The following is a 24,385-nucleotide window of genomic DNA, read 5'->3' as shown; positions in this document are numbered from 1 at the left end:
TAACCCTATGGGTTTGACGCATCCTCAGTTCTTGACTGCGTCAAGTCACCATATCTGGCATCTGCTCACCGAGGTCGTGGTATATCGCGGTCCAATCGGAGACTGCCACCGGACTTTCATCCGGGGCCTTCAGCGGCGCCATGGCTACGGCCGAATAGAGGAGGAGGATCCCCGAGCTGCGGTTTAGAATTGACCTCGGCCGCCGCTCCTTGATCCTGTCTATGATGTATGGCTTTTCTCGGAGCAGTGCCTCGATACTTTCCACCTTCGAACTCTCCCACTGCTTGTAGTGGTCAATGATCAACTCATTGAGAGCCGAGCCCTCGCTCGCCGTGCCGAAGTGTTTCAGGTAAGCCACGTCAATCTCTCGGAGCAACTCTGCGGCCGGCTTGATCTCCTCCGAGATGAGTTTCCTCACTGCTGAGAAGTAGTCTGATGTTGCCTCAATCAGGGCCATACTTTTGGCCGCGGCGCGCTCGACTTTCGGGCTAGCGGCAACGCTTGGCTTATAGAGGGTGTCGTGGGTCAGTTCGCTATAGGCATGCTGAAGCAACGTCCTAATCTGGACCTCGCAAGCCATGTCGGGCCTTATCTCTTGCCCTTCGGACGTCAAGATTGCTCGGCTCCACACATTGTAGTGGACTGACTGGTAGTCGAAGACAAATGGCTTCGCGAGACGCTCTGCCTCGAAGTCCCTTGACTTCTTGGCCTCCCAAGACGCCTCACTGCTCAGAGCAGCCTCAACAACCGCTATGTCATCGACATGCAGAACCACGAACCTTATGCCGACCTTGTCCTCTACACCTTCGTAAGGGTTTTTATAGTTCTTCCGCTGGAAAGCTTTTGCCAGAAGTGACTTCTCTTCCTTCACCCGGGGTACCGGTTTGATCTTAAGGAAGAGTTCAAAGTCATGTTGATCCATCGATGCACGCAGTTTGGCTTCGATGGTCTCTAGCACATGCGCGCCCCAAGCGGCGTAGGACGGCCTTTCGCGTCTCCACCTGTCTAGGAACTTGTCTTCAGCATCGCTCATGTCTCATCCATCGGACCACCGAATACGAGTATTTGTGTGGCCTCCTCGATCCGATCTGTGTGGCGGTTCGTCGCTTTCACACGGTCTATTGTCACGGACTCTGCAAATACGTCGGGAGCTGCGGAGAACTCAATGTCGTGGCCGATCCTGAACCGTCGGCGCTTCAACTCCGACTTCATCCGCGACGTATCGCGGACAATCGCATTTTGCGACACGCCCTTACGAACGGCATGCCTTGTATAGTCGTCTGCAATCTCTGGAGGAATGTAGCGGGTGGCAAAGTCTCTCACCGAGAACTGCGGGGCTTGCTCGTCCCTGACGAAAGAAAAGAGTGCGTCCATCAAGTTGCGACGCTTCGCGGCGTCCACGTCTGCCGACTTGATGTATTCCTTTGTCACTCTGAAGAACTTCTGGGTTTCCTGGGCGCCATCTTTAGGAATTGAGCACCCCATGAAACTCTCGTAAAAATAGACTGCGGCCTTGTCACGCTGCGTCGCGGAAAGGTTGTTGTCGAAAGCGAAGGCTTGCCATGACTGCACGTCATCCGGATCTTTAGTCTTTATCATCATCGCGACCTTGTAGAAGCGTGATGACTTGGTCAGATAGATGTCGTTCAGGAGTTCCAACATCGACTTCTTGCCGCGATGGAAACCGGTCTGCCGCTCCGCCTTAACGACTATGATATAGGGGAAATTTTGTGGCCCGACTGTGCCCGATATCACCAGCACCATTCCACCAACGATGTTCTGATATTTCTGCGCGTCGGCAAGCAGGTCGGCGAGATCGGTGCTTGCATGAACAAAGAGAGTGGGCGAGTCGACGATGGCCTTGGCGCGCCCAAAGAAGCTCGCAGAGTCAGTCTTCTCAATCGAAAGCTCAAGGCACTGGCTGGCCGTCGTGAGAGCCGATACTATTCGGTCGCAAATCTCTTCCTTCTCCTGTTGGCCTAAGTTCTCAACAGATTGGCTCAGTTTTGGCGGCAACTTCTGTTTCGTGGCATCCCTTTGCAGCACCTCGTGGACGATCACCTGCTGTATCGTCAGATTTTCGAACTTCATATTCGCTCCTCGCTTCTCGTGCGAGCCGGAGAGCAATTTACGGGCCGCCTCTTTAGGCGGTACGAGAGAGTAAAAGTCCTCCCAATCTGTCGCAATCCGGCCTCTCCCAAGGCCCGCATGCTCGCCCAAGGCTGGAAGGTAGGCAAGGGGGCCGGCAGTACCAAAGGTTGTGGTCCCGCTCATTACAAAGCCTCATGCAACTTGCGGGGCAACACGTAACCTTGCCCGCGTTCCTCCTGCATTCGCTTCTTCTGCCGGCCCAGATAGCCTGGGTTCGAGGCCTCACGCAGCGAGTTGTTGAAGAAGAAGTCGACGGCGAAGCAAGCAATCAGAGTCCGCAGACAGGACGAATAAGCAAACCAAAATGTAGAATATGTCGTTCGACAACTTTCTCCTATGCAGACATTAAATTCCTAGACAATCGGAATGGCTGTGTTACTCTCTGAATCAAGAGAGAGGTCATCGCCATGCAAACAGCCGTCACACAAGCCTTCCGCCGGATCCGCCGCACTGACGCGGTGCTCGACATTCACATTGCCGGCGATGACATGGCCAGGGCGGAGCAGGTGGCCGCTGACCTTGACGCCGATTATGAGGTTTTTGCCACGCTGCCGGCCGTCACAGCCCGCGATGTAACTCTGAAGGCAAAAGAGGCCATTTCCAGTTTGCGCGCCTTTGGCTATGACAATGAGGCCGAGATTGCCCGAGCATTCTTCGGCCAGCGCCAGCCGCGCGATGCGGCATGGCTGAATGACCTGCGCACTCTGATAGCTGGCCTTGAGCTCCTGGCGCCCGGTGACACCTATGCGTTGACCTGCCTCCGATCGATCATCGCTGGCCTTGGCAAGCCGCGCCTCGTTTGAGGTGCGGCCATGGCCAAGAGACGGACGAGGCTAGGGCCGTTCGACCATCCCGCCCCCGATGACTTCAATTATGCGAGATTGATCCATGCGCTTCGCCTGGCCCATGAGGAGACCATGCGCTTCTGGCGAGAGTGCGGGCTCCGCAATCCTGCCAGCAATGAGGCCCAGGCGCTTATGCTTCAACTGCGCGCCGTTGCAGCGCTGACCAGAGTGTCCGGTGCCGAGGCCGCCGTCGCTCCGCCTATCCACTCCCACTCCACCGGTGGCCACCCCACCCCCGAGGCGGGGGCTAGATCGTCGGAGGGGGAAAGCCCCTAGTGTGGCTCTCCCAAATTTGCGTTATCCGAAAACCTAGGTCACTTCGACAGGAGCTTGGCCAAGATCGCGCTTATTGTGATATCCGGCCCAGAGTCATCTTTGACAATGCCGTCTGCAGTTGAACTAAAGATACTGGCCAACACGATTTGCCGATCATCCTTTTCGGTTTTGTCTACGCCGGTCAGCGCAAGGTACGTTTGCAGGAGCATGGATTTTTCCTCCGCGTAGTTTCTCAAATGTCGCTCCGACAAAACAATTTTGAGAAGCACACGGAGTATCCAGAGGCATGCTGTAGTGGAGAAAAGAGCTACCGCAACATAGAAAAAGTGATCAAGCTTGATCTCGGTCCCTATGTTTATTGACACCCACGTGAAAATTACAAACAGGAGGATGGCAGAACAGATCGATGCAATCGCCAACCAACCAGTAGCACTCTCTATTCGACGTTCATGCTCAGCCGCGCGATTCTTCCAGTACTCCACAGGTGCTTTGAGAGACATATGTGTTTCGTAGGTCTTCTTTAGAATCTCGAAATCGCTAGCCAAACGCTGAAATGTCTGCGACTCCTCTTCAAAGAACTCTCTGCCATCGTCTTGGATCTCTCCGATGGACGAACCACCTTTTTCAACGAAATCGACAATCGCCTTTTCAGCTTCAGCAATCTTCAATTTGAATTCTTCGACTAAGTTCAAACTCGACTGACTATGCTCTTCAAACAGCTCCTCCATTGCCTTTCGTGCAAGAGCGGACGATTTGGAGTTCACACCGTTCTGGTGGAGCATAGTTTCGACCATGCCAGCAATCAGTAATCTATCCTGCTCAGTCCGTCCTCCATCCCCACCGTCAGGCCATCCCACAAATGTACCCAGCGCGCCAAACGACGTGATTGGTCCCCTCCGAATATGCAGATCGCTTATGAATTTTCCCGTTGGAGAAGTTGACAGAACAGCGCGATCTCCTAGCACTTGGGCTGCGCTCTTTAACTGATTCAGGGATTGCATTCGTTGGTCTTCGGTTAGTGAGACGTTGTTCGCACTGTTTGCCAGATCCCTGAACTTATTGAAGCTGTCGCGCCACCGCGCCAGAAACTGGTTTGCATACTGATGATTGGTCGAAGGCATCCCGTCGACCCATGACCAAAATTCTCTCTCCTGACCAATCCATGTAATGGCGGATTCGAGGTCATAGAATACCTTTCTTGAGCCGTCATTCCGATAAATGATTTCTATGAGTGGCGTTCTTGATTCAGCCATTTGTTGATCCCCAGCTCTTGGACGGCGAATTCGATTTTTGCCCGGTTCTGTGCTAATTTCTAGCACGCAAGTCGTTATCCCCGGAGGTCGCTGCGCCGGATTTCCCCCGCTTTCCACTGCGGGCCAAACCCCGGAGCACTGCCATGGCCTCTATGAACCTCCCCGACGGGCGCGTTATCAAATTTCCAGACGGCCTCACCTATGACCAAGTTTCGGCAATCGCCAATGCCGCGATGGCCGAGAAACAGCCGGAACAACAGCCGGCCGCCAAGCCGGTCCGTTTGCAAATCGGCGAGCGCATTGTCGAGGTTGACCGATCCTTCCTGGGCCTCAGCCCCGAGGAGCAGCAAAAGACCGTCGACGAGATCGATGCTTCGATCCGGTCTGGCAAGACAGAGTCTACTCCGACGCCAAAGCCCGTCTTCACAATCCAGACCCCGTCTGGCCGCAAACTGACGATCGAAGCCGCCGACGAGGCCACAGCCCTCCATGGCGCCCGGGAGTGGGAAGAGCAGAATGCAGGACCGCAACAGGGCCGTCCTGACGAGATCAACGTGGAATTCGGAGGCGGCCAAGGGCGCGTGGCTCCGAAGTCCAATCTCGAAACCAAGATTCCCCCCAACGACATCCAGTCCGGTGACAGCAAGCTCGTTCACCGCGGCAAGCTCATGGGCCAGGCCGTGGGGCAGGGCGTGGTCGGCGATCTTCTCGGCTTGCCTGCGGATTTCAAGAACATGGTCGATTGGGCCACTGGCAAGGCCGTGAACGCGGGGGTTGCCGGATTGAATGCCACAGCCGTTCCCCTGGTCAACAAGGCCATGGAAGCCGCGGGTGTCGATGCGCAGCTGCCAGACGTGCCTTATCTGCCGGACTTTGAGCAGCGCCAAGTTGATAGCCGCAAGCTCGGCGAGGCCGCTGCGAAGGATGTCAGCGACTGGACCGGGATCGACAAAGATGCGCTGGCCAAAGTGGCCAACTTCTCCATGCCCGGCGGCGAGGAGATCGGACAGATGGCGAACGATTCCTCAAAAGCGCTCGGCTATGAGCCGGCAGTCCCTCAGTCGAGCGGCGAGCGCTTGGCTTACGAGGCCACGAGGCTTGGCTCTGGCGCCCTCAGCATGGGCGGCGCACTGCGCTCAGGAGCGAAGACACTGGAAGCGGCCGGCAAGGTCGCTGGCGAAATGCCAGCGCTCGTGAGGCCCTATCTCAAATCGCCCAACCGCGCCTTGGCCGGTGACGTGGCAGGCGGCGTTGGCTCGGCCACTGCCTTGCACGCCTTAGCCGAGAATGCTCCTGATCAGTTGAAGGAAAGCGTGCCTCTCCGCGTGCTTGTGGCGGCTCTCGGCGGACATGCGGGCAACACGGCCCTGAAGACAGCAGCGTCCGCGAAGTCGGTGGCGCAGAAGGCGGGTAACTGGATGCCTGATTCCAATCCCCTCTTGCGGGATCCTGAAACGGGGCGTGCTCCTCGACAGCGAAACGTATCCCATGCAGCCGAATTTCTTCAGAAGCGAGCCACTGATCCTGCAGCTGCTGCAGAGGCAATAGCCAAGAATCAGAACTATTTTGAGGAAGTCGGAGGCGCCATGCCCACGAGCGGGCTGATTTCGGACGACCTCGGGCTCCAGATGGTTGAAAAAGCCTTCCGGAACGCCGATCCGCTGAGCTTCGCCGAACGTGACAAGGCGCTCCGCAGTTCTGCGGCTCAGGATGTCGCCGCCACCCGGCCGGAGGGCGCTAACCCGCTCGAGGCTCGTTCCACAGCCACCTCCATCCGCAATGAGGCTCTGCGCACGGCCAACTATTCAAAACGCACTGCTGAGGCAAATGCGGCGGCCGCAGACGCATCCGAACGGCAATTGGCGCAGGACTATCAGCCGTACGCCGGTGTCGGACCCACCGCGAGCGAGGACCTCGACCGGGTGCTAGTCGACTCCGTGCTCAAGCCGCTTCAAGACCGCAAGAACCAGCTGTTCGAGGGGATCGACCCCTCGGGCACGGTCCAGCGTGATCTCGCGCCGATCTCGGACCTGGCCAAGGTGCTGCTCGACAATGCCAAAGGCCAGCCGGACGCCGTGCGTCAGCAGATGCTGCCCGAAAGCCTCCTCAAGGACTTCATCGCCAAGGCCGAGAAGGGCGACACGATGAGTTTCCGCGATCTCAACGATACGCGGGCAGCGATCTCCGGCATGGAGCGCCAGGCCACGGCCAATTCGCAATTCCCCCTGGCCCGAAACCTCGGGCAGCTGAAGTCCGCGATCTCCGACGACGCCAGGACGCTGGCCTCGGAGGGCAGCGACGCCGGCGACCGGGCCCTTGAGGCCATGCGCTTCTATCAGGAGGAGTTTGCGCCGCTCTTTGCCCGGGGCGAGGGCGGGGAGTTCCGCAAGGACTTCAACCGGGACAACTTCAGAACCAAGACCCCGCCGACGGCCACGGCCGGCCGCTTCCTGCGAGATGGCCCCGGCGGCAAGGAGGCGGCAGCGTCCCTGCAGAAGATCCTCGCAGCCTCACCCAAGGGCGCTGAAGGCGCAGACGCCGCCCGGCGTTACGTGCTCTCCGACATGGCCAAGGCCGTTGGCGCCGACGGCAAGATTTCCGAGACGGCGCTTCGCAGATGGATCAGCAATCGCTCGGGCATGCTGTCTCAGGTCCCGGAGATCGAGAAGGAAGTGAAGGGCGTGCTCGACGAGGTCGTGTCCCGGTCGGCCAAGACCGGCCAAATGCGGATGCAGGTCGAGAACGCGGCTGCCTCGCTTAACCGCACCCAGCGCGACATGGACAAGTCGGCACTTTCTCTGCTGATCGACACGGACCCGAAGCGCGCGGCCGAAGCCGTGCTCAATTCCAAGGATCCAGTTGGTGCCGCGGTGCAGTTGCGCAAGGCGTTCGACGGCAATGTGCCGGCGGAGCGGGGCTGGAAGGCAGCCGTTTCCGACTACCTGGTCGAGCAGCTCGGCAGCAGTGGCAAGGCGGGTATTTCCGACGACCTGGACGCGGTGAGCCTCGAGAAGATTAACACGCTCTTCCGCAAGAACGAGGCGGCGCTGCGGACTATCTTTGGCGACGACGTGCGCTATCTCAATCAGGCGAGGCGGCGGCTCGAAGCGCTCTCAAACAAGAGCGTGCAGGCGGCCAAGGACAGCAAAGTTCCAAACCATAGCTTAATCCGGAAGGCCATCGCACCTCTCGATTTCATTTTCCGTCTTTGGTACGGCGCTCTGACTGGCGGCTCCATGAGCCGAAAGTTTCGCGGCATAGCGGAGAACTTCCCGGACACTACGGAGGCAACGAACCAGCTCGTCCGTCGTGCCTTGCTTGACCCTGAAATTGCGAAGCACTTGCTGACGAAGCCAACTGGCCATGGTGAGATTGTTGCCTGGAACCGCCGACTCAATCAGCTCATGGGATGGGCTGAAGCGGCTCGGGGCCTAGGACAAGAGAACTAGGGGTTGCTTGACGGCACAGCCCCCGAATGGCGAAAATGTCACTAACCAAGGAGAGCGGATTGGGCTTCTTTGAACGATGGTTTGCGAAGCGGCCCAAGCCGTCTGACCCGTCACGGTTAAATCGCGCCAAAGCCGCCAATGATGCAATCGACTACGTATTTAAGGGCGGCGATGGTGACCTGGAGATAGATGGCCTCCGCGTATGGTTGCACTACGTTGACGGCGCCGATCAGCCGAGCGAGCGGTGGGTGCAGCTCCGTCGAATTCATGCCTGGAATAATTGCCAGTACCTTGAGGGCTTCTGCGAGCTGAGGAACGAGCCCCGCACCTTTCGGCTGGACGGCATCGTCGACGTGGCCGACAGTTCGGGCGAAATCTATGAGCCGGTCGAGTTCTTCGCGCCTTACTTCAGGAACCCTGACGGCCGAACCCGTCATGTGATTGCCCGGATCGGGGACGAGCTCCGGCTCCTGGCCTTCATTGCAAGCGCCGATGGCGTTCTAGGCCGCAAGGAAGTCAATCTCATCATGCGTATCGCCGAGATCAGGGCGAATGACATGGGTATCGAACTCACAACCGCTCAACTCGCCGACCTGCGTCGATGGGCCAAGGCGCAAGACCCTGACGCGCAAGCTATGAAAGCGGCAATTGCCCGAATGGCCAAGACCGGCAACTCCGGTGACTACGAGGAAGTCTGGTCGTTGGTAGAGATCATCTGCGAGGCCGATGGCAAGGTGAAGCCTGAGGAGATAGAGGCGCTACGGGAGATCAGGGCGGCGATGGATGAGGAGTTCGCCGCATACAGCGGCTAGTCTCACATCTTCACGCACTTTCCGATAGCGATGTACGGGCTATCCTTGCCGTCATCAGCCCCGCCGACAAAACCATGGCCGTAGACGTGCTGAAATCGCAGCGTCGTGAAGTTCACGATGAATCCTATGCCAAGGCCACCGCATGCCACTTGCCCCATGTAGTTCCCGTTCTTGAATTTCTCCCGCCAACATGGGGCTGAGCTATAATTGTCACCCAAGCGAACGACGTCGTAATCCATACCGTCGGCTGGACTCCGCTGCCGTTGGCTGGGCTTCACCGCGTACTTCTCATCAGACACGTTGAAGTTCACGGACTGCCAGTCCTTGCCATCCCATTTGTAACCCGTGGCAGCATCCGCAACGCAAAGCAGCGTTTCCTGAGCGTCAGCGACCGGCGGGTCAAACACCCATGCGATCAGCAGTAAGGCAAAAGCCCCCACTCTGGCGGTTAGCATCCGTCAATTCTCCAACAATTCTTCGACAGGCGAAGGCGTGACGTCGGTGGCCACTTCGGCTCGCTTGGCCTCCTCCTCTTTCAATTTTTCTTCGAAATCTGAGATGAACTTCTGCAGGCGATCGATCGACCAACTATCCATTACGTCTCCCTCGGGGCCTTGAGTTCGGCCTGCCTCAAGGGCGCCATGGCCTGAGCGATCAAGGATGGCCTTCGCAACGTCGAGTCTAACTTTTGGCGATAGCTTTTCATCCGTGATCATCTGATCAAGGGCGGCCACCGCTTTGGGCGCGAGATCAATCCGAAGCCGGTCATCGAGGGCATTGCGGAGCTCGGCCGCAAATTCGCGACTGCGGCAAAGGTCCGTAACGCGGCGCGGGTCATAGCCAATCAAGCGTGCTGCTTCTGCCTGACTTTTGCCAGAGGCGAGATGCCAAGCGAACTCCCGGCTCGCCGCCGGACTGACTCCGGTTCGGCTCTTGGGCCTTCCGCGTGCGGGTAGAGTGTCCATGGTCATATCACGGCATTTTAACAGAAAAGGTCGCAAAAAGCGACCTGGCGGATCACTCTCGGCGAAAACCTCTCATCTGAAAGCTGCCGGCGCCAAGTCGCCCGCAGATGGCCTCGCGGCTGCGCGACGTTGGCTCAGGAACGACTTCGCACGCTTTGGCTCCTGATCATGCACCCTATCTGACGTGGCGCTGTGTGGCCAAATCTGCGTTGGCCTCAGGTCATGGCTTCGAGTTGCGGGTCGCCAGCTTCGGCCTGGGGCAAGCGCAACGCAGCTCCTGTAAAGCAACAAAGCAGTTCGCAGGCAGTGCGACCACCCATTGCTGTTGCAACAAAATGCAACGTGGCCACAGGGTAGGGGGCCGCAGCAGATGGCGGCCCATCTCCCGTAGGGAGAGACACAATCTGCTCAAAAAACCCATACAAAATGGCCTTTTCTTTCATCGGGCAGAATCTGCTCAAATCTGCTCGTCTGCCCAAATCCACCCATGGCCCAAATAGCCTTGATTTTCGGGCCTCAATTACCCAGGGCAGACGATAACTCTGCCCGTTTCTGCTCGTCTGCTGAGGGGAAAACCGTGCTCGAGTGGATATCGACATCTGCTCGATTTGCTGCGCCACTCTTGCCCGGAAAGTCGACGACGTTGTTGCTTGACAAAAGTTTGACACGGATTTTTCGATCCGCGTGCAATCCGTCATTCTTGCGAAAAACGAGCAGTCGACCGTTGCCCGCCGGCAGAGCCACCTTGTCAGCGACGGCCGCAGTGAAAAATTTCTCGTATCGGCTTTCATTCTCCAAGCCGTTCTTCTTGGCCTCCTCGACAATAGCGCGCTTGTAACGCGCCAGGAAAACCTCCTCACCCGGACGGACACCCGCCGCTTCCAAGACGTTGGCCGTGGTGGCCGCTTTGTCGTCCACAAACTCCTCGCCCGGCAAAGCCTCTTTCTTGACTCGGCTCTCGGTCTTCTCAAGCGATACCGGTGCGAGCACGCCCACCTTGTCGCCATTTGCGATCGTCATGCTCTCCCACTTCATCCAGAGGGGCTTGGCGCCGCGCTCAGTGGGCCCGAGGTTGTTCTTGGCCGTGTCGATGCGCAGGTAGTGTCCTTGGTGCTGCGGCTCGACGTGGTGAGCCTTGGCTTCCTTAGGGCTCATGGGCATGAGGGTCAGGACAACTCGTGCCTTGGCCACCATCGCACTGGCCCCGCGGACCGACTCCGCGTTGCCCGCGTGGCCATCGGAGCTCGCGTTCGGCAGCTTTCGGGTATGGGTGGCGATCACGACCGCGCAATTGCAGTCCTGCGCCAATTGAGTGAATACCCCCATGACCCGCTTGATAGCGTCGTTGTCGGATTCCGGTGCATCGTGGAGGTCTGCAAACGGGTCCAAGATCAACAACCCGATCTGTTGTTTCACGATGTTGGCTTTCAGATTTTCGATTGCCCCGAAGTCGATCCGCAGCCGATGAGCCTGCGGATCCCACTTAGCGATGTTGAGGGGATGCTCGACACCTGAGTTGATGGCCCAATCGTGTTTTCTGGCATCGTGTCGAAGGTTATGATGCTGTGCGGCGGCAGCGATGCGCCTGCGCATTTCGGAAATGTCGTCTTCAGCGTTGAATGACCAGGCAGCCGTGGCCTCTTTTACCGCAAAGCCGGCCAACGGGGCGTCGTAGGCGGCCGAAAGCATGAGCTGCGCCAAAAACTGTGTCTTGCCCGATCCGGGGGGCGCTGACACCAGCGTAACGAAGCCCCGCGCTGCGACGCCCTCGATCAGCCAATGGCGCTTCGGGATCGTAGCCGCGTCCAGGTCGCCATGGGGTTCACAGACCAGAGGAAGAGACTTCCCTGGGCTCGGGGCATCTTCGATGGCCACTGCCTCAAATTCAGAACCTGGCACCCGCGGCGTGTTCTGCGCATAGCGATAGGCGTTACCGATGGCTTGCTCCAATTCATCGACGCTCCACGGGGGTTCGCAGCGGTTGTTCCAATGGTCGCACATGAGCTCGAGCGCCGTGTCTTCGCTCACAGCGAAGTCGCGCACGCGGCAGGCGGTCCTGTAAGCCTGATCGTTTCCGCCATCGCCTTGAATGGACGGCTTGGCGCGCTTCAGGAAGTCGGTGGCTTTGAGCACGGCGTCCGGCGTGTCGTAATCGATGTCGGCCGGCTGGTCGGCTTTTTCCTTCGGCGCGTTGAATCGATCCAGAAACCAGTCCGGTGCTATCGGCAGCTCGCCGATGGCCTCGGGCACGCGATTTTCGTCCGGTATGGATTCCGTCCACCTGTAGGGCGCGTCATCGATCACGGAGCCGTCTGCCAGAACATAGCCGTGCCATGACCGCGTATCGACGCCGGGCCAGAGCCTCCGCACGCTGTTGGCGACGCGGCGCCCTTCAGGAAGCCTGAGATAGACGTGATAGCCGCCGGACGGCGTGTCCGTCATGAAGTGCAACTTGCCGAGCTCTGCCTCGATCTTCTTGATGGTTTCGAGCGGCGGGATGCCTGATTTCGACTGGCCCTCGATGTCGATCACAAGCAAGTCGTTTGTGCTGATGCCGATGTTGTGGTGCGCCAAGGCCTCGTCCCAATCGGTCCACCACTCACGGATCTTGGCCTCGTCGGTCGTCGCCTTGTTGGGGAAATCCACGAGCACGGCCTTCTTGCTGTTGGCCGGGATCGGGAAGACGCGGAAGCCCTTGGCAGCGAGTGCCAAGGCTTTGTGCAGTGTTGTCATCTCAGGGTCTCCGCGCCTTTGTTGAGCGTTGAGCCGCCACCCACTCGGCCCTGTCTCCATCGTCAGTGATCACGGCCAACACGAAATTGCACCTGTCTCCCACCCATTCGGCTGGCCAAAGTCCGGGAAGATGCCACCAGGGCGGATTCTGCTTGCGCTTACGGATGACTACTAACCTTTCAGCGATAAGCAGTAACTGTTGAAAGAGTGCATTCTTTGAAAACACTGCGTATTTGATAGCCGCAAAGGGCTCAGTCGCGAGCGACTTCGAGTGCAAGATGACTCTGGCGGAGCCGCGGTCGGAGCGGCGGAACTGCAGGACGTTTTCGCCATCGCTACGGATGTCACAGGACGTTCCAAATTCTGCGAAAAGCTCCGAGAAAAGGGAAGCGGAGATCGCTGCGAAAACAACTGGAGAACATTCGAGGAAGAGAACCACCTCGCGCCGGTTATCGGGTGGCGAAAAAATTTCGGCAAAAGCGAGAGCTCCTGGCCTCAAAACCGTGAGCACGTCGGCGGATAGAATTGCGTCGTGGAGCAGTCGATCTTTGCGTAGCGCCTCCAGCGACGCAGTGAGCGGCTGGCCTGCATCGAGGCGAAATCCACTGCGGGCTTGATCCTGCAGGTTTGTATGACGGACCAGCGTCTCTATTCCAGGACAATCGGTCCGCACACGCTTGCAACCCCATAACGCTCGCAAATCTCCTGAGTACCGCCCGGTGGGCGGGCCCTCAATCGTCTCAGCCGTGGCATCGAAGGCAAGGCAGCCGTCTGCAAGCATCTTTCTAGCGGAAGTCAGCAAGCGGAGCTTTCTCGCCAACCAGTCTGGCAGCTGGTCGCCGTGCTCAGGCACTTCGGCTGAGCTGCGTTTGGCGTGGGCACGACTTTGTGGTAAGGAATTCACGTCAGTCTCCATGAGAATGGCCGCGGGGTGGTAGCCGCGTCGGGTTGTTTTACAATTTGTGGAAATCGGGCGCCGGTGAAGGGACCTTCGCCGGCGTTCGGCTTTTCAGACCAGAGTGATCGCAGCAAAGCGCTCGACCTCGTCCCGATGAAATAGCGTACGCCGACCCCGCTTGATCGGCTTAAGCGTTCCGCGCGCGATGTGCTCGTAAAGCACCGTCCTAGAGATACGAAGCAAGTGGCAGGCTTCAGGGACTGAGAACACCAGAGGGCGCTCAATGGCGATAAAGGACTGTAAGCGCAGCTCGCTCGCTGTCGGCTCTTTGGGCTTGGGGGTTGATGGCAGTTCCGAGCCACCAACCGCGGGGATTCCAGTCATGCTGGACCTCCATGCAAGAGTTGATGACCGCTGGACGACTTCGGCCGATGTTGACGAAACCGGAAGGGCGCCGCGATGAACGCGAACGCGCAAGCCACCATTTCTGGCAAAAGACCTATAACTCAGATTACGGAAAAAATCAAATAAGGAGGGCCAACGGCGGACATCCAAACTCGCTGTTCCTGACCACGGAGAGCCAGAGACTGAGACCCAGGTCAATCAAGAGGGCACTTGGCACGTCAGGCTGAGTGGTCCAAGACTGTAACCGGATCTGGACTTCCGACATGAGGCGACCATGCGAAGTTATCCCTGCCGGGTAGTAGGCATTCAGCACGAGGGTCGATTGGACTACATCCTCGAAAACATTCGGGAGGGTGACGAGCTTGACCTCTGGGAGGAGCCCGACAATCCCTACGACCACCAGGCGGTCGCGGTGCTTCATGGTGACACCCGTATTGGCTACATTCCGGCCAGCAAGAGATGGGTCTGGGAATCACTGCAGGAGGGTGACGCGCACGAGGTGACGGCCGACGGGCTGATCATGGGCGAAGACGGAACGCCGGCCGCGGTCAAGATCACCATCACCATCGTTGAAGACGGAGAGTTCGAAGCTCCTGTACTGCAGGCCTCGTCACACACCAGACTGCCTGACCCGTCAGGCGAGAGGAAGTTCGGGATCAGGCGAATAGTCGGCCTGGCACTGGCGAGCGGCATTGCGCTGATCGTCATCACCCAGCTCTCGAAGAAGGTCGGCGAGCCGCGGTTAGGGGCCAGCATCAATGCGTCTACTGTGGCGACCTCCACGCCAACGCCCAACCCTGTCCGGGAGGCGGAGAGGGTCATTCACGACAACTTTGGTATCAGCCTTTGCCCCAAGGTAACACGAGCGGCTGCCCTGGCTGACGGTTCGGTTGCTGCTACCTGTTCGAACGACGAGCGCTATCGGGTCATGACGGTCGCCGGGCAGCGTGTGGCAATGCGCTGCAGCGTCGCCCAGTCAATTGGGGTAGAGGGATGCTAAGCATGCCGAGGATGTCCCGCTTGTCACAAGCTGACCTGGAGCGTGCCGTTCGAGCCATCACGAATAAGTTCGGTTCTGCCATGGTGGTCTTTGATCCAAATGGCACGGTCCGGGTGGTGCCGGCCTCCCTGCAAGGTGCCCCGGGGGCAAGACCCGGCGAACCAAAATGGGTGCCATAGGAGGGGCAAATGAAAGGGCTCATTTTTTTCGCGCTGGTGTCAGCGCAGCTGAGCAGTACCTCAGCGGGAGCATCAGAAGCCACGAAGCTAGGCCGAACAGTTTGGGCTGGTTTCACCTGCGCCACATACGCTGAGCTTTCGAAACAATCCGAAGAGCAGCGTCGCCTATTTGGCCTGGCGCACGACGCGGGTGTTAAGCTCGTTGATGGACTGCTAGATCAAACCATAACACCAAAAGACCTCTCGGACACTCCAATAGCCGTGACTTCCCGACTGCAGGGACCGAACGCCGATTTCATCGTAGGTCGCATCTTTGAAGCAGCAATGAATGAGGCATTTGACAACGTGGTGAAGCGCGATGCCGGGGGCTCCGAGATCAAGGACCCGGCGCATTGGGTGATGGAACCGGCGACGCGCGAACTCGATGCACGAATAAAGTTTCAGAACGCCAACTGCGAACTCGTGGGACGGTAGAGTGGACGTGCTAAGGCTGATCATGAGATAGAAAAATGTTTCGAGCAAAGACGGTTTTAGTTTTGGGTGCCGGTGCGAGCTACGAAGTGAACATGCCCCTAGGAAGCGAACTCCTAGAGCGTATTTGCCGATTGGTGGACATCAGATTCGACCACTATCAACCCATATCAGGAGACCTCTGCATCATCGATGCTCTGCGGGCCATCATCGATGAGGGTCGTTCTGTAGACATATTCAACCAACACATAGGTGCCGCCCGTGTTCTCTTGGAGGCTGCAAAACTTGCACTATCGATTGATAATGTCATTCACACTCTTGAAAACCCCAAAGTCGAAATGCTCGGCAAGCTAGCAATTGCTCGCGCTATATTGCATGCAGAAGGTGAGGCAAATCAGTTTCGCACGACGGAGCGAAGACCAGAAGATCTCGATCTTTCACAGTTTAAAGGCACGTGGTACGAGATTCTTGCGAAGCTCATCACTGAGGGGTTGCGATCAAGCGATCACCAAAGAGCATTCGACAATCTCACAATCGTCAATTTCAATTATGACCGGTGCTTGGAGCACTTTTTGAGGTTCCATATGTCGGGCGCGTTAGGCATTAAGCCGGAACTTGCTGAGCAGGACGTGGTTTCACTTTCAATGTATCGGCCGTACGGGCAAGTGGGACGATTGCCGTGGATGCCTGGGACCGTCCAACCTGCAAAATTTGGAAGCGCAAGCACACGCGATATTCTGGCGACCTACGGGCAAATTAGAACGTTCACGGAGCAAGTGAACGACGACGCGCTTCTTGAGAGCATACAACATGCGCTGAGCGTTGCCGATCGCATAGTGTTTTTGGGGTTTGGTTTCCATCGTCAGAATATTGAACTCATCAAGGCGCCGATTCAAAATCACGCTATTGTGCTGGGCACTGTACAGGGCATCTCTCGGAACGATCAGGAAGTTATCAAAGCTGAGCTCTGCGAGGCATTCCAAATTGATGAAGAATCTGGACAACATCGAATTCGACTTGCTGCCGAAACATGCAATGATTTCATGAAAAACAATTGGCGCACACTTACTGGGGCGGCGCCAGAGAGGCGAGACACGCCTCAATTCTATGATCCACCGTTAGAAAACTAGTGGCAGCTTGTATCTCAATGGGCGAAGCGGATCGGTGCTAGGATCGCGACACAACCGCACCCCAAGCGGCCATGAGCTGCCGGCGTTTTTCGTACAGGTCGCCGCGCCGGTAAGCCGCCTCAGTGTCGCTCTCAACCACATGGGCCAGCGCCATCTCGGCAACTTCCCGCGGGAAGTTCGTCGTCTCCGCTGCCCAATCCCGGAAGCTGGACCGGAAGCCGTGGGCGGTGACGTCGGTGCTGTCCAGGCGCCGGAGCAGCATCAACAGCGCCATGTTGCTCAGGGGCCCATCGTGGCTTGGGGCAGGGAAGACATAGTCCGAATGCTTGCCCTTGGCAGCCTTGAGAACGTCCAGCGCTGCTTCTGACAGCGGCACCCGGTGAGGGCGTCTCGACTTCATGCGCTCGGCCGGGATCGTCCAGACCTTCTTCTCTTCGTCGATCTCCGGCCAAGTCGCCCCGATCACTTCGCCGGTCCGGGCTGCCGTCAGGATCAGGAAGCGCAACGCCAGCGCAGCAACTGACCATTTCTCGGTGAGCTTCGAGTAGAACTCCGGAACTTGGTGGAAGGGCATTGCAGCGTGATGGCTGCGAGTGACCTTGCTATGGCGGGGGAGCAGGTGATCGAGATTGCCCTTCCAGCGGGCCGGATTGTCGCCTGAGCGCAGGCCCTTCACCTTTGCAGCGTCCAGCACCTTCTCAAGGCGCATGCGCACACGCCTCGCAGTCTCCGGCCTGCTTTCCCATACCGGCGTGAGGACTTCGAGAACCTGGTCCACGCCGATCTCGGGCAAGGACAGATTGCGGATCGGTTTGCAGTAGGCGACCCCGAGGGTCATCGACCACTGTGCTGCGTGCTTCTCGTTCGACCACGCGGCCTTGTGGGTCTTGATGTAGTCGTCGGCGAACTTCCCGAACTTGACTCCCTTGGCCTCTGCAGCGCTCTCTGCCAATCGCTTCTTGGCCAGAGGATCCTCGCCGGCCGCCCGGTTCTTCCGGAACTGCTCCGCCCGCTCCCGGGCCTCGGCAAGAGAGACGCCGCCAGCAGCGGCGCTGCCCAGGCCGATCTCGGTCTGGGAACGCTTGCCGTTGACGATGTTGGCGAAGAGGAAGACCCACTGGCGGGAGCCGCCTGGCCGCACCTTGAGATAGAGCCCGCCGCCATCGGAGTAGCGGCCGGAATCGGTGATCGACTGCACCTGCCGAACGGTCAGTCTGTTGAGTGTCCGGGCCATTTTTGGAGGTCTCCGCCTAACACTTGTCCTAGCGTTTGTCCTAGCAGAGAAGCTGGCTCAGGGCAAACGCCGGGAGACGCCCTCGGATAGTGGCGGATTTCAAGGCTTTCGAGTCAATAGCTTAAGAGACGGTGGCGAACAGGGAGAAACAGGCGCGGACGCCAATTGGCGGAGGGGGAGGGATTCGAACCCCCGGGAGGCTTGCACCCCCAACGGTTTTCAAGACCGCCGCGATCGACCACTCTGCCACCCCTCCGCGCCGACGCAACCGCCGTATGGCGGACGGTGCAGGCTTGGTCAAGGACGAGGGCCACGGCCCTCTCAGTCGGCCTCCTCAGTCGGCGTAGCCGGGATCCTTGCCGTCGAGGATCGCCTTCATCTCGGCGAAGTGGGAATGGAACTGCTCGCGGTCGGCCTCCCATTCGAGTGCTGTCTTTTCAGCAATCGCATCCGACATCACATGCAGTTTCTGGCCCGTCGAATAGGCGAGGATCAGGTTCCGGCAGGCGCGCTCCAGGTAGTAGGTGAGGTCGAAGGCCTCTGCCACCGTCGAGGCGCACACCAGCACGCCGTGATTACCCATCATCATGATCGAGCGGTTGCCGAGCGATGAGGCGAGGCGCTCGCCTTCGGCATCGGTGTTGGCCATGCCGCCGTAGTCGAGATCGATGGCAACGCGCTTGAAGAAGCGCGCCGTGTTCTGGTCGATGGGCTTGATCTCGGGATCGGCAAGCGAAGCGAGCGCCGTCGCATAGGGCGGATGCAGATGGATGATGCAGCGGGCATGCGGGAGCAGGGCATGCAGGCGGCCGTGAATGCTCCACGCGGTCAGGTCCGGCGCATCAGGGCGGTCCATCGTGCTCTTGTCATTCGAGTCGAGCAGCATCAGGTCAGAGGCGCGGATGCGGCTAAAGTGTTTCCAGCGCGGGTTCATGAGGAACTGCCGTCCATCCGGCGAAACCGCGAGGCTGAAATGATTTGCCACTGCCTCATGCCAGTCATAGTGGGCTGCCAAACGGAAGGCGGCAGCGAGATCCACCCGCAATTGCCTCTCGGCAGCGTTTGTGGTGGGCTTGCGGTTGAAGGCGGTCACGTCGGCCATGGGCGTTCTCCTCACGATGCGGCAATGCTAGTGCAGGCGGCAGCCACTGGCAAATGACGGCAGAACATGAGGCGGATGCAGATGGCGAAACGGACAACGGCGGTTTCACGCGTAGTGGCGATGGCAATTCTGGCGGCGGGTGTAGTCGCCGGCTCCACAATTCCATCGCTCAGCGACCCGGGCCCGGAAGGGACGTGGCGGCTGAACAGCGGCAAGGTAACGGTGCGCGTGCGCTACTGCGGCGGCAGCCGCCTGTGCGCCACCATCATCGGCCTTGCACATCCGCTCAACAAGGCGGGGAGACCGAAGGTCGATCACGAGAACCCGAACCCGTCGTTGCGCAACCGGCAAATCATCGGCCTGCAGGTGGCAAGCGGGCTCAAGCCCGCAGGCCCAAACCGCTGGAAAGGTTACATCTACAACGCCGATGACGGAGGCACTTACGCGTCAGAACTGCAACTCTCGGGCAACGCCATGACTCTCCAGGGTTGCTGGGGCCCATTTTGCAAAAAGAACCGTTTCATTCGCGTCCCGTAGTGTTATAACCCCATAACGGCGGGGGTAGTTTAATCAATCTGGTGGCTAAAATGGCGTTGCGCCTGCTTTCCTGCGTTCCGCGTGTAATTTTTGCTGTTGTGTTCGCCGGCCTGATTGCCATTTCCGCCATGGCTCAAGACGCCATGCCGTTGGAAGGCCTGTCCTTTGCCAAGAAGATGAAGCTCGCAAAGGCGGGGGATGACACGGCCCAGCTTGCCGTCGGCATCCACTACGAACTGGGCATCGAAGCCAAGAAGGACGCCCAGCAGGCCGCCCGCTGGTATCGCGAATCAACCCTCAAGGGAAACATCGAAGCGCAATACCGCCTTGCCCGCTTGATCAGCCGCGGCGCCAAGGGCCTGACCCCTGACAAGATTGCAGCAGCGACGCTGCTTCAGGCGGGTGCTGAAAAGGGGCACGCGCCTTCGCAGAACGAATTCGGTCTCCGCCTCCAGAACGGCGACGGCATCGATGCCGACAACGAGAAGGCCGCCTTCTGGTTCCAGAAGGCCGCGGACCAGGACTACGCCCCGGCCAAGGTCAATCTCGGATTGCTCTATGTGCGCGGACAGGGCGTGGTGCGCGACTACAAGCTGGCTCTGAAGCTCTTTAGCGAAGCCGCCGACCAGGGGGATGCCTGGGCCCTCAACAATCTCGGCAGCCTCTACGAGATGGGCTGGGGCACCACGAAGGATGTGGTGAAGGCACGTGAATTCTATCGTGCGGCCATCGCCAAGGGCAACCAGATGGCGCAGGCCAACCTGTCCCGCCTCGACGGCATGCAGGCCAATGCAGGCCAGGCGGGTGCGCCGGCCCCTGCACAAACCCAGGGTAATTGATCCCCGTCATCGTGAACAACCGGTGCAGCAAAAGTGTTGCATACGAACCATTAACCAAGATTCTCAACCGGGCATTCAGCCTGTTGGCCGCATTGTGCGTTGAGTGGTCACGGGGGCCACACGACGATCACACCTCCTTTTGGGACGGGGAGGCCGGTTGGGAGTGCAGCCATGCGGCGCCAAGGTTTCTTTCTGGTGGTAATGGGGCTTGTGGCCCTCGGTCTCGTAGGCTGCGCCTCGAGCGGCAAAAAGCTTGATCCCTTCGCGGGCAAGGGCAGCGCCTATTACAAGGGTAAGGGCCCCATCCCGGAAGGCGGTGGCCGCTACTTCGTCGGCAAGCCCTATCAGGTGGCGGGCCGCTGGTACACGCCGAAGGAACAGCCGGGCTACGACAAGACAGGCGAAGCCTCCTGGTACGGTGAGGCCTTCCATGCCCGCCGCACCTCTAACGGCGAATACTTCGACATGAACGATCTGACCGCGGCGCATCCGACGCTGCCGCTGCCCAGCTACGCCAAGGTCACCAACCTCGACAACGGCCGCCAGATCATCGTCCGCATCAACGATCGCGGACCCTTCGTGGGCACCCGTCTGATCGATCTCTCCAAGCGCAGCGCCGATGCCCTGGGCTATCGCAACCGCGGCAAGGCGCCGGTGCGCGTGCAGTGGATCGCCAACGCGCCGCTGAACGACAAGGGCTACCGCCATCTGATGATGATGAACGCTGAGATGGAGCAGGGCGCAAGCATCCGCCAGCTCGCCGCGCTGTCAGACAGCAAGGCGCCGGCCAACACCATGGTGGCCTCCGCCGACCCGCCCGTGCGCAAGCGCCGTGCGCAGCAGCCGCTCTACGACGATCCGCAGGATGACCAGGACAGCCAGGACCCGCAGTCGACGACGGTGGCCTATCAGCCGCCGCCCGAACCGCCTCCGCCGCCGCAACAGCCGCAGGACGACGGTTACGCAACGGCGGGCTTTGTCGTCCATGTCGCCACCTTCGCCAACCGCGACAATGCCGATGCGGCCTATGAGGAGCTCTCAGGCGAACTCGACCTGCAGATGTTCCAGTTCGAGGGCCAGGACGGCCCGCTCTACCGCATCCAGACGCGGCCCGTGGGGGACGAGAACACCGCCACGCAGATTGTCTACCAGCTGCAGGACCGGGGCTACACCGGCGCCAAGATCCGCCGCGTGCGGGTGCAGCAGGTCGCCGACAAGAACGCCGGATAACTGCCGCAATTCCAAGGTCAGAATTGCAATTCGGGTGAGGGGGTCCTAAAACCCGGGGACTGACGAAGTCCCCCTGTTCGATGAGACCTGACATGCGATTTGCCGTGCGTTTTGCGTTCCTTCTGCTCGTCTCGTTGATGACCGTGGCAGCGCCCGCGGCAGCCCAGGCACTGGGTGACGAGACCTATGTCTCGACGGCGCGCGCCGCGATCCTGATGGACGCGAAATCCGGCCGCATCTTCTACGAGAAGGATGCCGATACGCCGCTCGCCCCCGGCAGCATGAGCAAGCTCATGACGCAGGCCGTGGTCATGGACCTTGTGAAGTCCAACGCGCTCTCGCCTGACACCATGTTCACCGTCAGCACTAATGCCTGGAAGAAGGGTGGCGCCGCCTCCAAGGGCACCACCATGTATGCCAAGGCCAAGTCAGAGATCAGCGTGCTCAATCTTCTGCGCGGCTCGATCATCGCCTCGGGCAACGACGCCTGCATCACGCTTGCGGAAGGGATCGACGGCAAGGAGCAGACCTTCGTCAACCGCATGAACACCAAGGCGGAAGAGATCGGCCTCAAGAACAGTTCCTTCCGCAATTCCACAGGCCTTGCCGATCCGGCCCAGAAGATGAGCGTGCGCGATCTTGCACTCCTCGCCCGCTACATCATCCTCAATCATCCCGCTTTCTTCACCATCTACTCCGAGAAGAGCTTCAATTGGAGCGACATCAACCAGCCCAGCCGCAATCCGTTGCTGGTGGACTATCCCGGTGCCGACGGCATGCAGACGGGCTTCACCAAGGACGGCGGCTACGGCATTGTCGGCACCGTCGAACGTGACGGCCGCCGCCTGATCATGGTGCTGGCCGGAATGCCTTCGGTCGACGAGCGCAAGGCGGAAGCCGAGAAGATGCTCGATTGGGGCCTGTCGAAGTTCCGCGCCGTCGAAGTCTATGCCGAAGGCGACCGCGTCGGCCGTGCCCGCGTCTGGGGTGGCAAGGACGATTGGGTCGATCTCGTCACCAAGACCTCCTTCAGCGTCGCCCTCACCAAGGAAGAGCGCAAGACCGCAGAAGTGAAGCTCACCTACAAGGGCCCGCTGCTTGCACCAGTCAAAGCCGGTGACGAGGTGGGCATCGTCAAGGTCTTCATCGAAGGCCGCGTTGTGGCCGAACTCCCCGTGATGACATCGACCTCAGTCGATCCGGTCGACTCCATGTGGCAGAAGGCGCTCGACAGCGCCATGATCATGGCGTTCGGCGGTTGAAGCGCGGAGTCTTCATCACGCTGGAAGGCGGGGAGGGGAGCGGCAAGTCCACCCAGGGCAAGCGCCTCGCAGACGCCCTGCGCGCCACGGGGCGTGATGTGGTGCTGACCCGCGAACCCGGTGGCACGCCCCAGGGCGAGGCGCTGCGGGCGCTTCTGGTGCGCGGCGAAACCGGTGCCTGGTCTGCCGCCTCGGAAGCAATGCTCATGTCTGCGGCGCGCGAGGTCCATGTGCGCACGGTGATTGCGCCGGCCCTTGCGGCAGGCGCCGTCGTCATCTCCGATCGCTTCATGGATTCCACCCGCGTTTATCAGGGTTTTGCCGGGGGCGTTGCGGCAGAAGAGATCGCCGCTCTTGAAAAGATGGCAATCGGGGACTGCAAGCCTGACCTCACCCTGATCTTCGACCTGCCCGCCGAACAAGGCCTTGCCCGCGCCACGGCGCGCGGCAGCGACGCCGAAGACCGCTTCGAGCGCAAGGGCAGGGACTTCCACGAACGTCTGCGCGACGGCTTCCACGCCATTGCTGCGGCCGAGCCGCGCCGCTGCGTGGTGATTGATGCGGCACGGGATGTGGAGGCCGTCTTCGCCGATGTCTGGACAGCAGTGGAGACCCGTCTCCATGGCTGAGGACATAGAAGACCCACGCGAGGTGCCGTGGCACCCTCGCTTCGCAGAACGCGTGCTGGGGCATGAGGCGGAGCGGGAGCGCTTCACCTCCGCGATTGCCTCTGGTCGCCCGCATCACGCCTGGCTCATCACCGGGCCCCGTGGCATCGGCAAGGCGACGCTTGCCTACAAGCTTGCTGAACACGTCCTGTCGCTCACCAATCCGGCGCAGACGCCCCGCTGGATCGCCGCCCGCTCGCACCCCGATCTCTTCGTGCTCGAGCGCGGCTTCACGGACTCCAAGCCGAAGCGCCTCCGTCAGGAAATCGTCGTCGATGACGCTCGCCGCATGTCGGAGTTCTTTGCCCGCACGTCGGGCAGCGGCGGTTGGCGCATGGCAATCGTCGACAGTGCCGATGAACTCAACACCGAAGCCGCCAACGCGCTTCTGAAACTGGTCGAAGAACCGCCCGACAAGGCCCTGATATTGCTGCTCTCCCACCGGCCGGGACGGCTCCTGCGGACGCTCCGTTCGCGGTGCCGCCGCCTCACACTTTCGGCACTCGGGCCGGAGACGGTGGCAGAGATCCTCCGGCAGCTTCCGCTCGACGGCAAGGAGAGCGACGGCCTCGCCGCGGCCGCACGCCTCTCCGGTGGTTCCCCGGGCCGTGCCCTCGAACTTCGCGACAGCCTCGGCGCCAAGGCCTTCGACAGCTTCCTCAAGGCAAAGACCCTGAGCTCCGGAACGAAGCTCGCCGTGGCGGGATACTTTGCCCAGCGGCAGGCGGCGGTGCAGGACTTCGAGATCTTCGCGGACCTTCTTCTGGACTGGCTGGCCCGGGAAGCCGCCGCCGAGCCCGGCACGGGCAGGGCAGCCGCCCTCGCCAAGGCGCATCAGGAGATTTCCGGCGCACGGGGCGTGGTGGCCGGCTACAATCTCGACCGCCGGACTGCCGCGCTCAATGCCCTCGCCACCCTAGAAGATGCCTTGAAGGCGGCCTGATTC

The 24,385-nt window shown here is 59.7% G+C and carries 22 protein-coding genes and 1 tRNA gene; 12 read left to right on the top strand and 11 right to left on the bottom strand.

Annotation, left to right across the window (positions count from 1 at the left end; genetic code table 11):
- Positions 1–40 precede the first annotated feature (40 nt).
- Together QM801_RS08070 and QM801_RS08065 are read right to left on the bottom strand one after the other, a co-directional pair.
- Positions 41–1,033: a GTP pyrophosphokinase gene (locus QM801_RS08070; protein WP_415018698.1), complete on the bottom strand. Its 993-nt coding sequence runs from the start codon at positions 1,031–1,033 to the stop codon at positions 41–43.
- Complete coding sequence (locus QM801_RS08065) at positions 1,030–2,274, bottom strand: nucleoid-associated protein (RefSeq protein WP_415018697.1); 1,245 nt, start codon at positions 2,272–2,274, stop codon at positions 1,030–1,032. Before QM801_RS08065 ends, QM801_RS08070 begins: the two co-directional genes overlap by 4 nt.
- A 284-nt stretch (positions 2,275–2,558) precedes the next feature.
- Between QM801_RS08065 and QM801_RS08060 the strand changes: the two genes are divergently transcribed.
- Entirely contained in the window at positions 2,559–2,954 is a 396-nt protein-coding gene (locus tag QM801_RS08060; protein WP_415018696.1) for a hypothetical protein, read from the top strand.
- Positions 2,955–3,310: 356 nt separating this feature from the next.
- On the opposite strand, the gene QM801_RS08055 is transcribed toward QM801_RS08060, so the two are convergent.
- A complete protein-coding gene (locus tag QM801_RS08055) occupies positions 3,311–4,525 on the bottom strand; it encodes a DUF6161 domain-containing protein (RefSeq protein WP_415018695.1) in 1,215 nt (404 codons plus the stop codon).
- Positions 4,526–4,668: 143 nt separating this feature from the next.
- Between QM801_RS08055 and QM801_RS08050 the strand changes: the two genes are divergently transcribed.
- Complete coding sequence (locus QM801_RS08050; protein ID WP_415018694.1) at positions 4,669–7,974, top strand: hypothetical protein; 3,306 nt, start codon at positions 4,669–4,671, stop codon at positions 7,972–7,974.
- Positions 7,975–8,000: 26 nt separating this feature from the next.
- Positions 8,001–8,786: a helix-turn-helix transcriptional regulator gene (locus QM801_RS08045; RefSeq protein ID WP_415018693.1), complete on the top strand. Its 786-nt coding sequence runs from the start codon at positions 8,001–8,003 to the stop codon at positions 8,784–8,786.
- A 2-nt stretch (positions 8,787–8,788) separates the two neighbouring features.
- Here QM801_RS08045 and QM801_RS08040 read toward each other — a convergent pair whose 3' ends face one another.
- The 5 genes from QM801_RS08040 to QM801_RS08020 form a co-directional block, all read right to left on the bottom strand.
- Positions 8,789–9,241: a hypothetical protein gene (locus tag QM801_RS08040; RefSeq protein ID WP_415018692.1), complete on the bottom strand. Its 453-nt coding sequence runs from the start codon at positions 9,239–9,241 to the stop codon at positions 8,789–8,791.
- 3 nt (positions 9,242–9,244) lie between these two features.
- On the bottom strand, positions 9,245–9,634 hold the full coding sequence (locus tag QM801_RS08035) for a hypothetical protein (RefSeq protein ID WP_415018691.1): 390 nt from the start codon (positions 9,632–9,634) through the stop codon (positions 9,245–9,247).
- Positions 9,635–10,267: 633 nt separating this feature from the next.
- Entirely contained in the window at positions 10,268–12,484 is a 2,217-nt protein-coding gene (locus QM801_RS08030) for a bifunctional DNA primase/polymerase (protein WP_415018690.1), read from the bottom strand.
- Between the two features lies 1 nt (position 12,485).
- The gene (locus QM801_RS08025; RefSeq protein WP_415018689.1) at positions 12,486–13,400 is read right to left on the bottom strand and encodes a hypothetical protein; all 915 of its coding nucleotides are present in this window, start codon (positions 13,398–13,400) and stop codon (positions 12,486–12,488) included.
- Positions 13,401–13,493: 93 nt separating this feature from the next.
- Positions 13,494–13,766 (bottom strand): helix-turn-helix domain-containing protein, encoded by a 273-nt coding sequence (locus tag QM801_RS08020; RefSeq protein WP_415018688.1) that lies wholly within the window; start codon positions 13,764–13,766, stop codon positions 13,494–13,496.
- Between the two features lie 295 nt (positions 13,767–14,061).
- Here QM801_RS08020 and QM801_RS08015 point away from each other — a divergent pair, with 295 nt between their 5' ends.
- From QM801_RS08015 to QM801_RS08005, 3 genes are all read left to right on the top strand, one after another.
- Positions 14,062–14,787, top strand: a complete 726-nt coding sequence (locus tag QM801_RS08015) for an HIRAN domain-containing protein (protein ID WP_415018687.1) — start codon at positions 14,062–14,064, stop codon at positions 14,785–14,787.
- A 188-nt stretch (positions 14,788–14,975) separates the two neighbouring features.
- A complete protein-coding gene (locus tag QM801_RS08010) occupies positions 14,976–15,440 on the top strand; it encodes a hypothetical protein (RefSeq protein ID WP_415018686.1) in 465 nt (154 codons plus the stop codon).
- Between the two features lie 35 nt (positions 15,441–15,475).
- Entirely contained in the window at positions 15,476–16,567 is a 1,092-nt protein-coding gene (locus tag QM801_RS08005; protein ID WP_415018685.1) for a hypothetical protein, read from the top strand.
- A 37-nt stretch (positions 16,568–16,604) separates the two neighbouring features.
- Here the strand turns inward: QM801_RS08005 and QM801_RS08000 are convergent, their stop codons facing one another.
- The 3 genes from QM801_RS08000 to QM801_RS07990 all read right to left on the bottom strand — a co-directional run bounded on the left by QM801_RS08000 (position 16,605) and on the right by QM801_RS07990 (position 18,903).
- Positions 16,605–17,801, bottom strand: coding sequence for a tyrosine-type recombinase/integrase (locus QM801_RS08000; RefSeq protein ID WP_415018684.1), 1,197 nt, complete (start codon positions 17,799–17,801; stop codon positions 16,605–16,607).
- A gap of 166 nt (positions 17,802–17,967) precedes the next feature.
- Positions 17,968–18,057, bottom strand: a tRNA-Ser gene (locus QM801_RS07995).
- A gap of 78 nt (positions 18,058–18,135) precedes the next feature.
- Complete coding sequence (locus QM801_RS07990) at positions 18,136–18,903, bottom strand: class II aldolase and adducin N-terminal domain-containing protein (RefSeq protein ID WP_415018683.1); 768 nt, start codon at positions 18,901–18,903, stop codon at positions 18,136–18,138.
- A gap of 81 nt (positions 18,904–18,984) precedes the next feature.
- Here QM801_RS07990 and QM801_RS07985 point away from each other — a divergent pair, with 81 nt between their 5' ends.
- From QM801_RS07985 to QM801_RS07960, 6 genes are all read left to right on the top strand, one after another.
- Positions 18,985–19,440 (top strand): DUF2147 domain-containing protein, encoded by a 456-nt coding sequence (locus tag QM801_RS07985; RefSeq protein ID WP_415018682.1) that lies wholly within the window; start codon positions 18,985–18,987, stop codon positions 19,438–19,440.
- Positions 19,441–19,490: 50 nt separating this feature from the next.
- On the top strand, positions 19,491–20,279 hold the full coding sequence (locus QM801_RS07980; RefSeq protein WP_415018681.1) for a tetratricopeptide repeat protein: 789 nt from the start codon (positions 19,491–19,493) through the stop codon (positions 20,277–20,279).
- Positions 20,280–20,450: 171 nt separating this feature from the next.
- Positions 20,451–21,509: a septal ring lytic transglycosylase RlpA family protein gene (locus tag QM801_RS07975; RefSeq protein ID WP_415018680.1), complete on the top strand. Its 1,059-nt coding sequence runs from the start codon at positions 20,451–20,453 to the stop codon at positions 21,507–21,509.
- Positions 21,510–21,601: 92 nt separating this feature from the next.
- On the top strand, positions 21,602–22,771 hold the full coding sequence (locus QM801_RS07970) for a D-alanyl-D-alanine carboxypeptidase family protein (RefSeq protein ID WP_415018679.1): 1,170 nt from the start codon (positions 21,602–21,604) through the stop codon (positions 22,769–22,771).
- Positions 22,768–23,400: a dTMP kinase gene (gene tmk / locus QM801_RS07965; RefSeq protein ID WP_415018678.1), complete on the top strand. Its 633-nt coding sequence runs from the start codon at positions 22,768–22,770 to the stop codon at positions 23,398–23,400. Before QM801_RS07970 ends, tmk begins: the two co-directional genes overlap by 4 nt.
- The gene (locus QM801_RS07960) at positions 23,393–24,382 is read left to right on the top strand and encodes a DNA polymerase III subunit delta' (protein WP_415018677.1); all 990 of its coding nucleotides are present in this window, start codon (positions 23,393–23,395) and stop codon (positions 24,380–24,382) included. The genes tmk and QM801_RS07960 overlap by 8 nt, the downstream gene beginning before the upstream one ends.
- Positions 24,383–24,385: the final 3 nt, after the last annotated feature.

This window comes from Aestuariivirga sp. (assembly GCF_047600585.1).
Classification (GTDB): Bacteria; Pseudomonadota; Alphaproteobacteria; order Rhizobiales; family Aestuariivirgaceae; genus Aestuariivirga.
The sequence above is the reverse complement of the archived record's forward strand: the minus strand, read 5'-3'. Positions and strand labels throughout refer to the sequence as shown.

Coding starts and splice junctions, on each gene's coding strand:
- QM801_RS08060 (WP_415018696.1), top strand. CDS start 2,559: ATGCAAACAGCCGTCACACAAGCCTTCCGCCGGATCCGCCGCACTGAC.
- QM801_RS08020 (WP_415018688.1), bottom strand. CDS start 13,766: ATGACTGGAATCCCCGCGGTTGGTGGCTCGGAACTGCCATCAACCCCC.
- QM801_RS08010 (WP_415018686.1), top strand. CDS start 14,976: ATGAAAGGGCTCATTTTTTTCGCGCTGGTGTCAGCGCAGCTGAGCAGT.
- QM801_RS08070 (WP_415018698.1), bottom strand. CDS start 1,033: ATGAGCGATGCTGAAGACAAGTTCCTAGACAGGTGGAGACGCGAAAGG.
- QM801_RS08065 (WP_415018697.1), bottom strand. CDS start 2,274: ATGAGCGGGACCACAACCTTTGGTACTGCCGGCCCCCTTGCCTACCTT.
- QM801_RS08055 (WP_415018695.1), bottom strand. CDS start 4,525: ATGGCTGAATCAAGAACGCCACTCATAGAAATCATTTATCGGAATGAC.
- QM801_RS08050 (WP_415018694.1), top strand. CDS start 4,669: ATGGCCTCTATGAACCTCCCCGACGGGCGCGTTATCAAATTTCCAGAC.
- QM801_RS07990 (WP_415018683.1), bottom strand. CDS start 18,903: ATGGCCGACGTGACCGCCTTCAACCGCAAGCCCACCACAAACGCTGCC.
- QM801_RS08005 (WP_415018685.1), top strand. CDS start 15,476: ATGTTTCGAGCAAAGACGGTTTTAGTTTTGGGTGCCGGTGCGAGCTAC.
- QM801_RS08025 (WP_415018689.1), bottom strand. CDS start 13,400: ATGGAGACTGACGTGAATTCCTTACCACAAAGTCGTGCCCACGCCAAA.
- QM801_RS08000 (WP_415018684.1), bottom strand. CDS start 17,801: ATGGCCCGGACACTCAACAGACTGACCGTTCGGCAGGTGCAGTCGATC.
- QM801_RS07960 (WP_415018677.1), top strand. CDS start 23,393: ATGGCTGAGGACATAGAAGACCCACGCGAGGTGCCGTGGCACCCTCGC.
- QM801_RS07975 (WP_415018680.1), top strand. CDS start 20,451: ATGCGGCGCCAAGGTTTCTTTCTGGTGGTAATGGGGCTTGTGGCCCTC.
- QM801_RS08045 (WP_415018693.1), top strand. CDS start 8,001: ATGGCGAAAATGTCACTAACCAAGGAGAGCGGATTGGGCTTCTTTGAA.
- QM801_RS07980 (WP_415018681.1), top strand. CDS start 19,491: ATGGCGTTGCGCCTGCTTTCCTGCGTTCCGCGTGTAATTTTTGCTGTT.
- QM801_RS08015 (WP_415018687.1), top strand. CDS start 14,062: ATGCGAAGTTATCCCTGCCGGGTAGTAGGCATTCAGCACGAGGGTCGA.
- QM801_RS08040 (WP_415018692.1), bottom strand. CDS start 9,241: ATGCTAACCGCCAGAGTGGGGGCTTTTGCCTTACTGCTGATCGCATGG.
- QM801_RS07985 (WP_415018682.1), top strand. CDS start 18,985: ATGGCGAAACGGACAACGGCGGTTTCACGCGTAGTGGCGATGGCAATT.
- QM801_RS07970 (WP_415018679.1), top strand. CDS start 21,602: ATGCGATTTGCCGTGCGTTTTGCGTTCCTTCTGCTCGTCTCGTTGATG.
- QM801_RS08030 (WP_415018690.1), bottom strand. CDS start 12,484: ATGACAACACTGCACAAAGCCTTGGCACTCGCTGCCAAGGGCTTCCGC.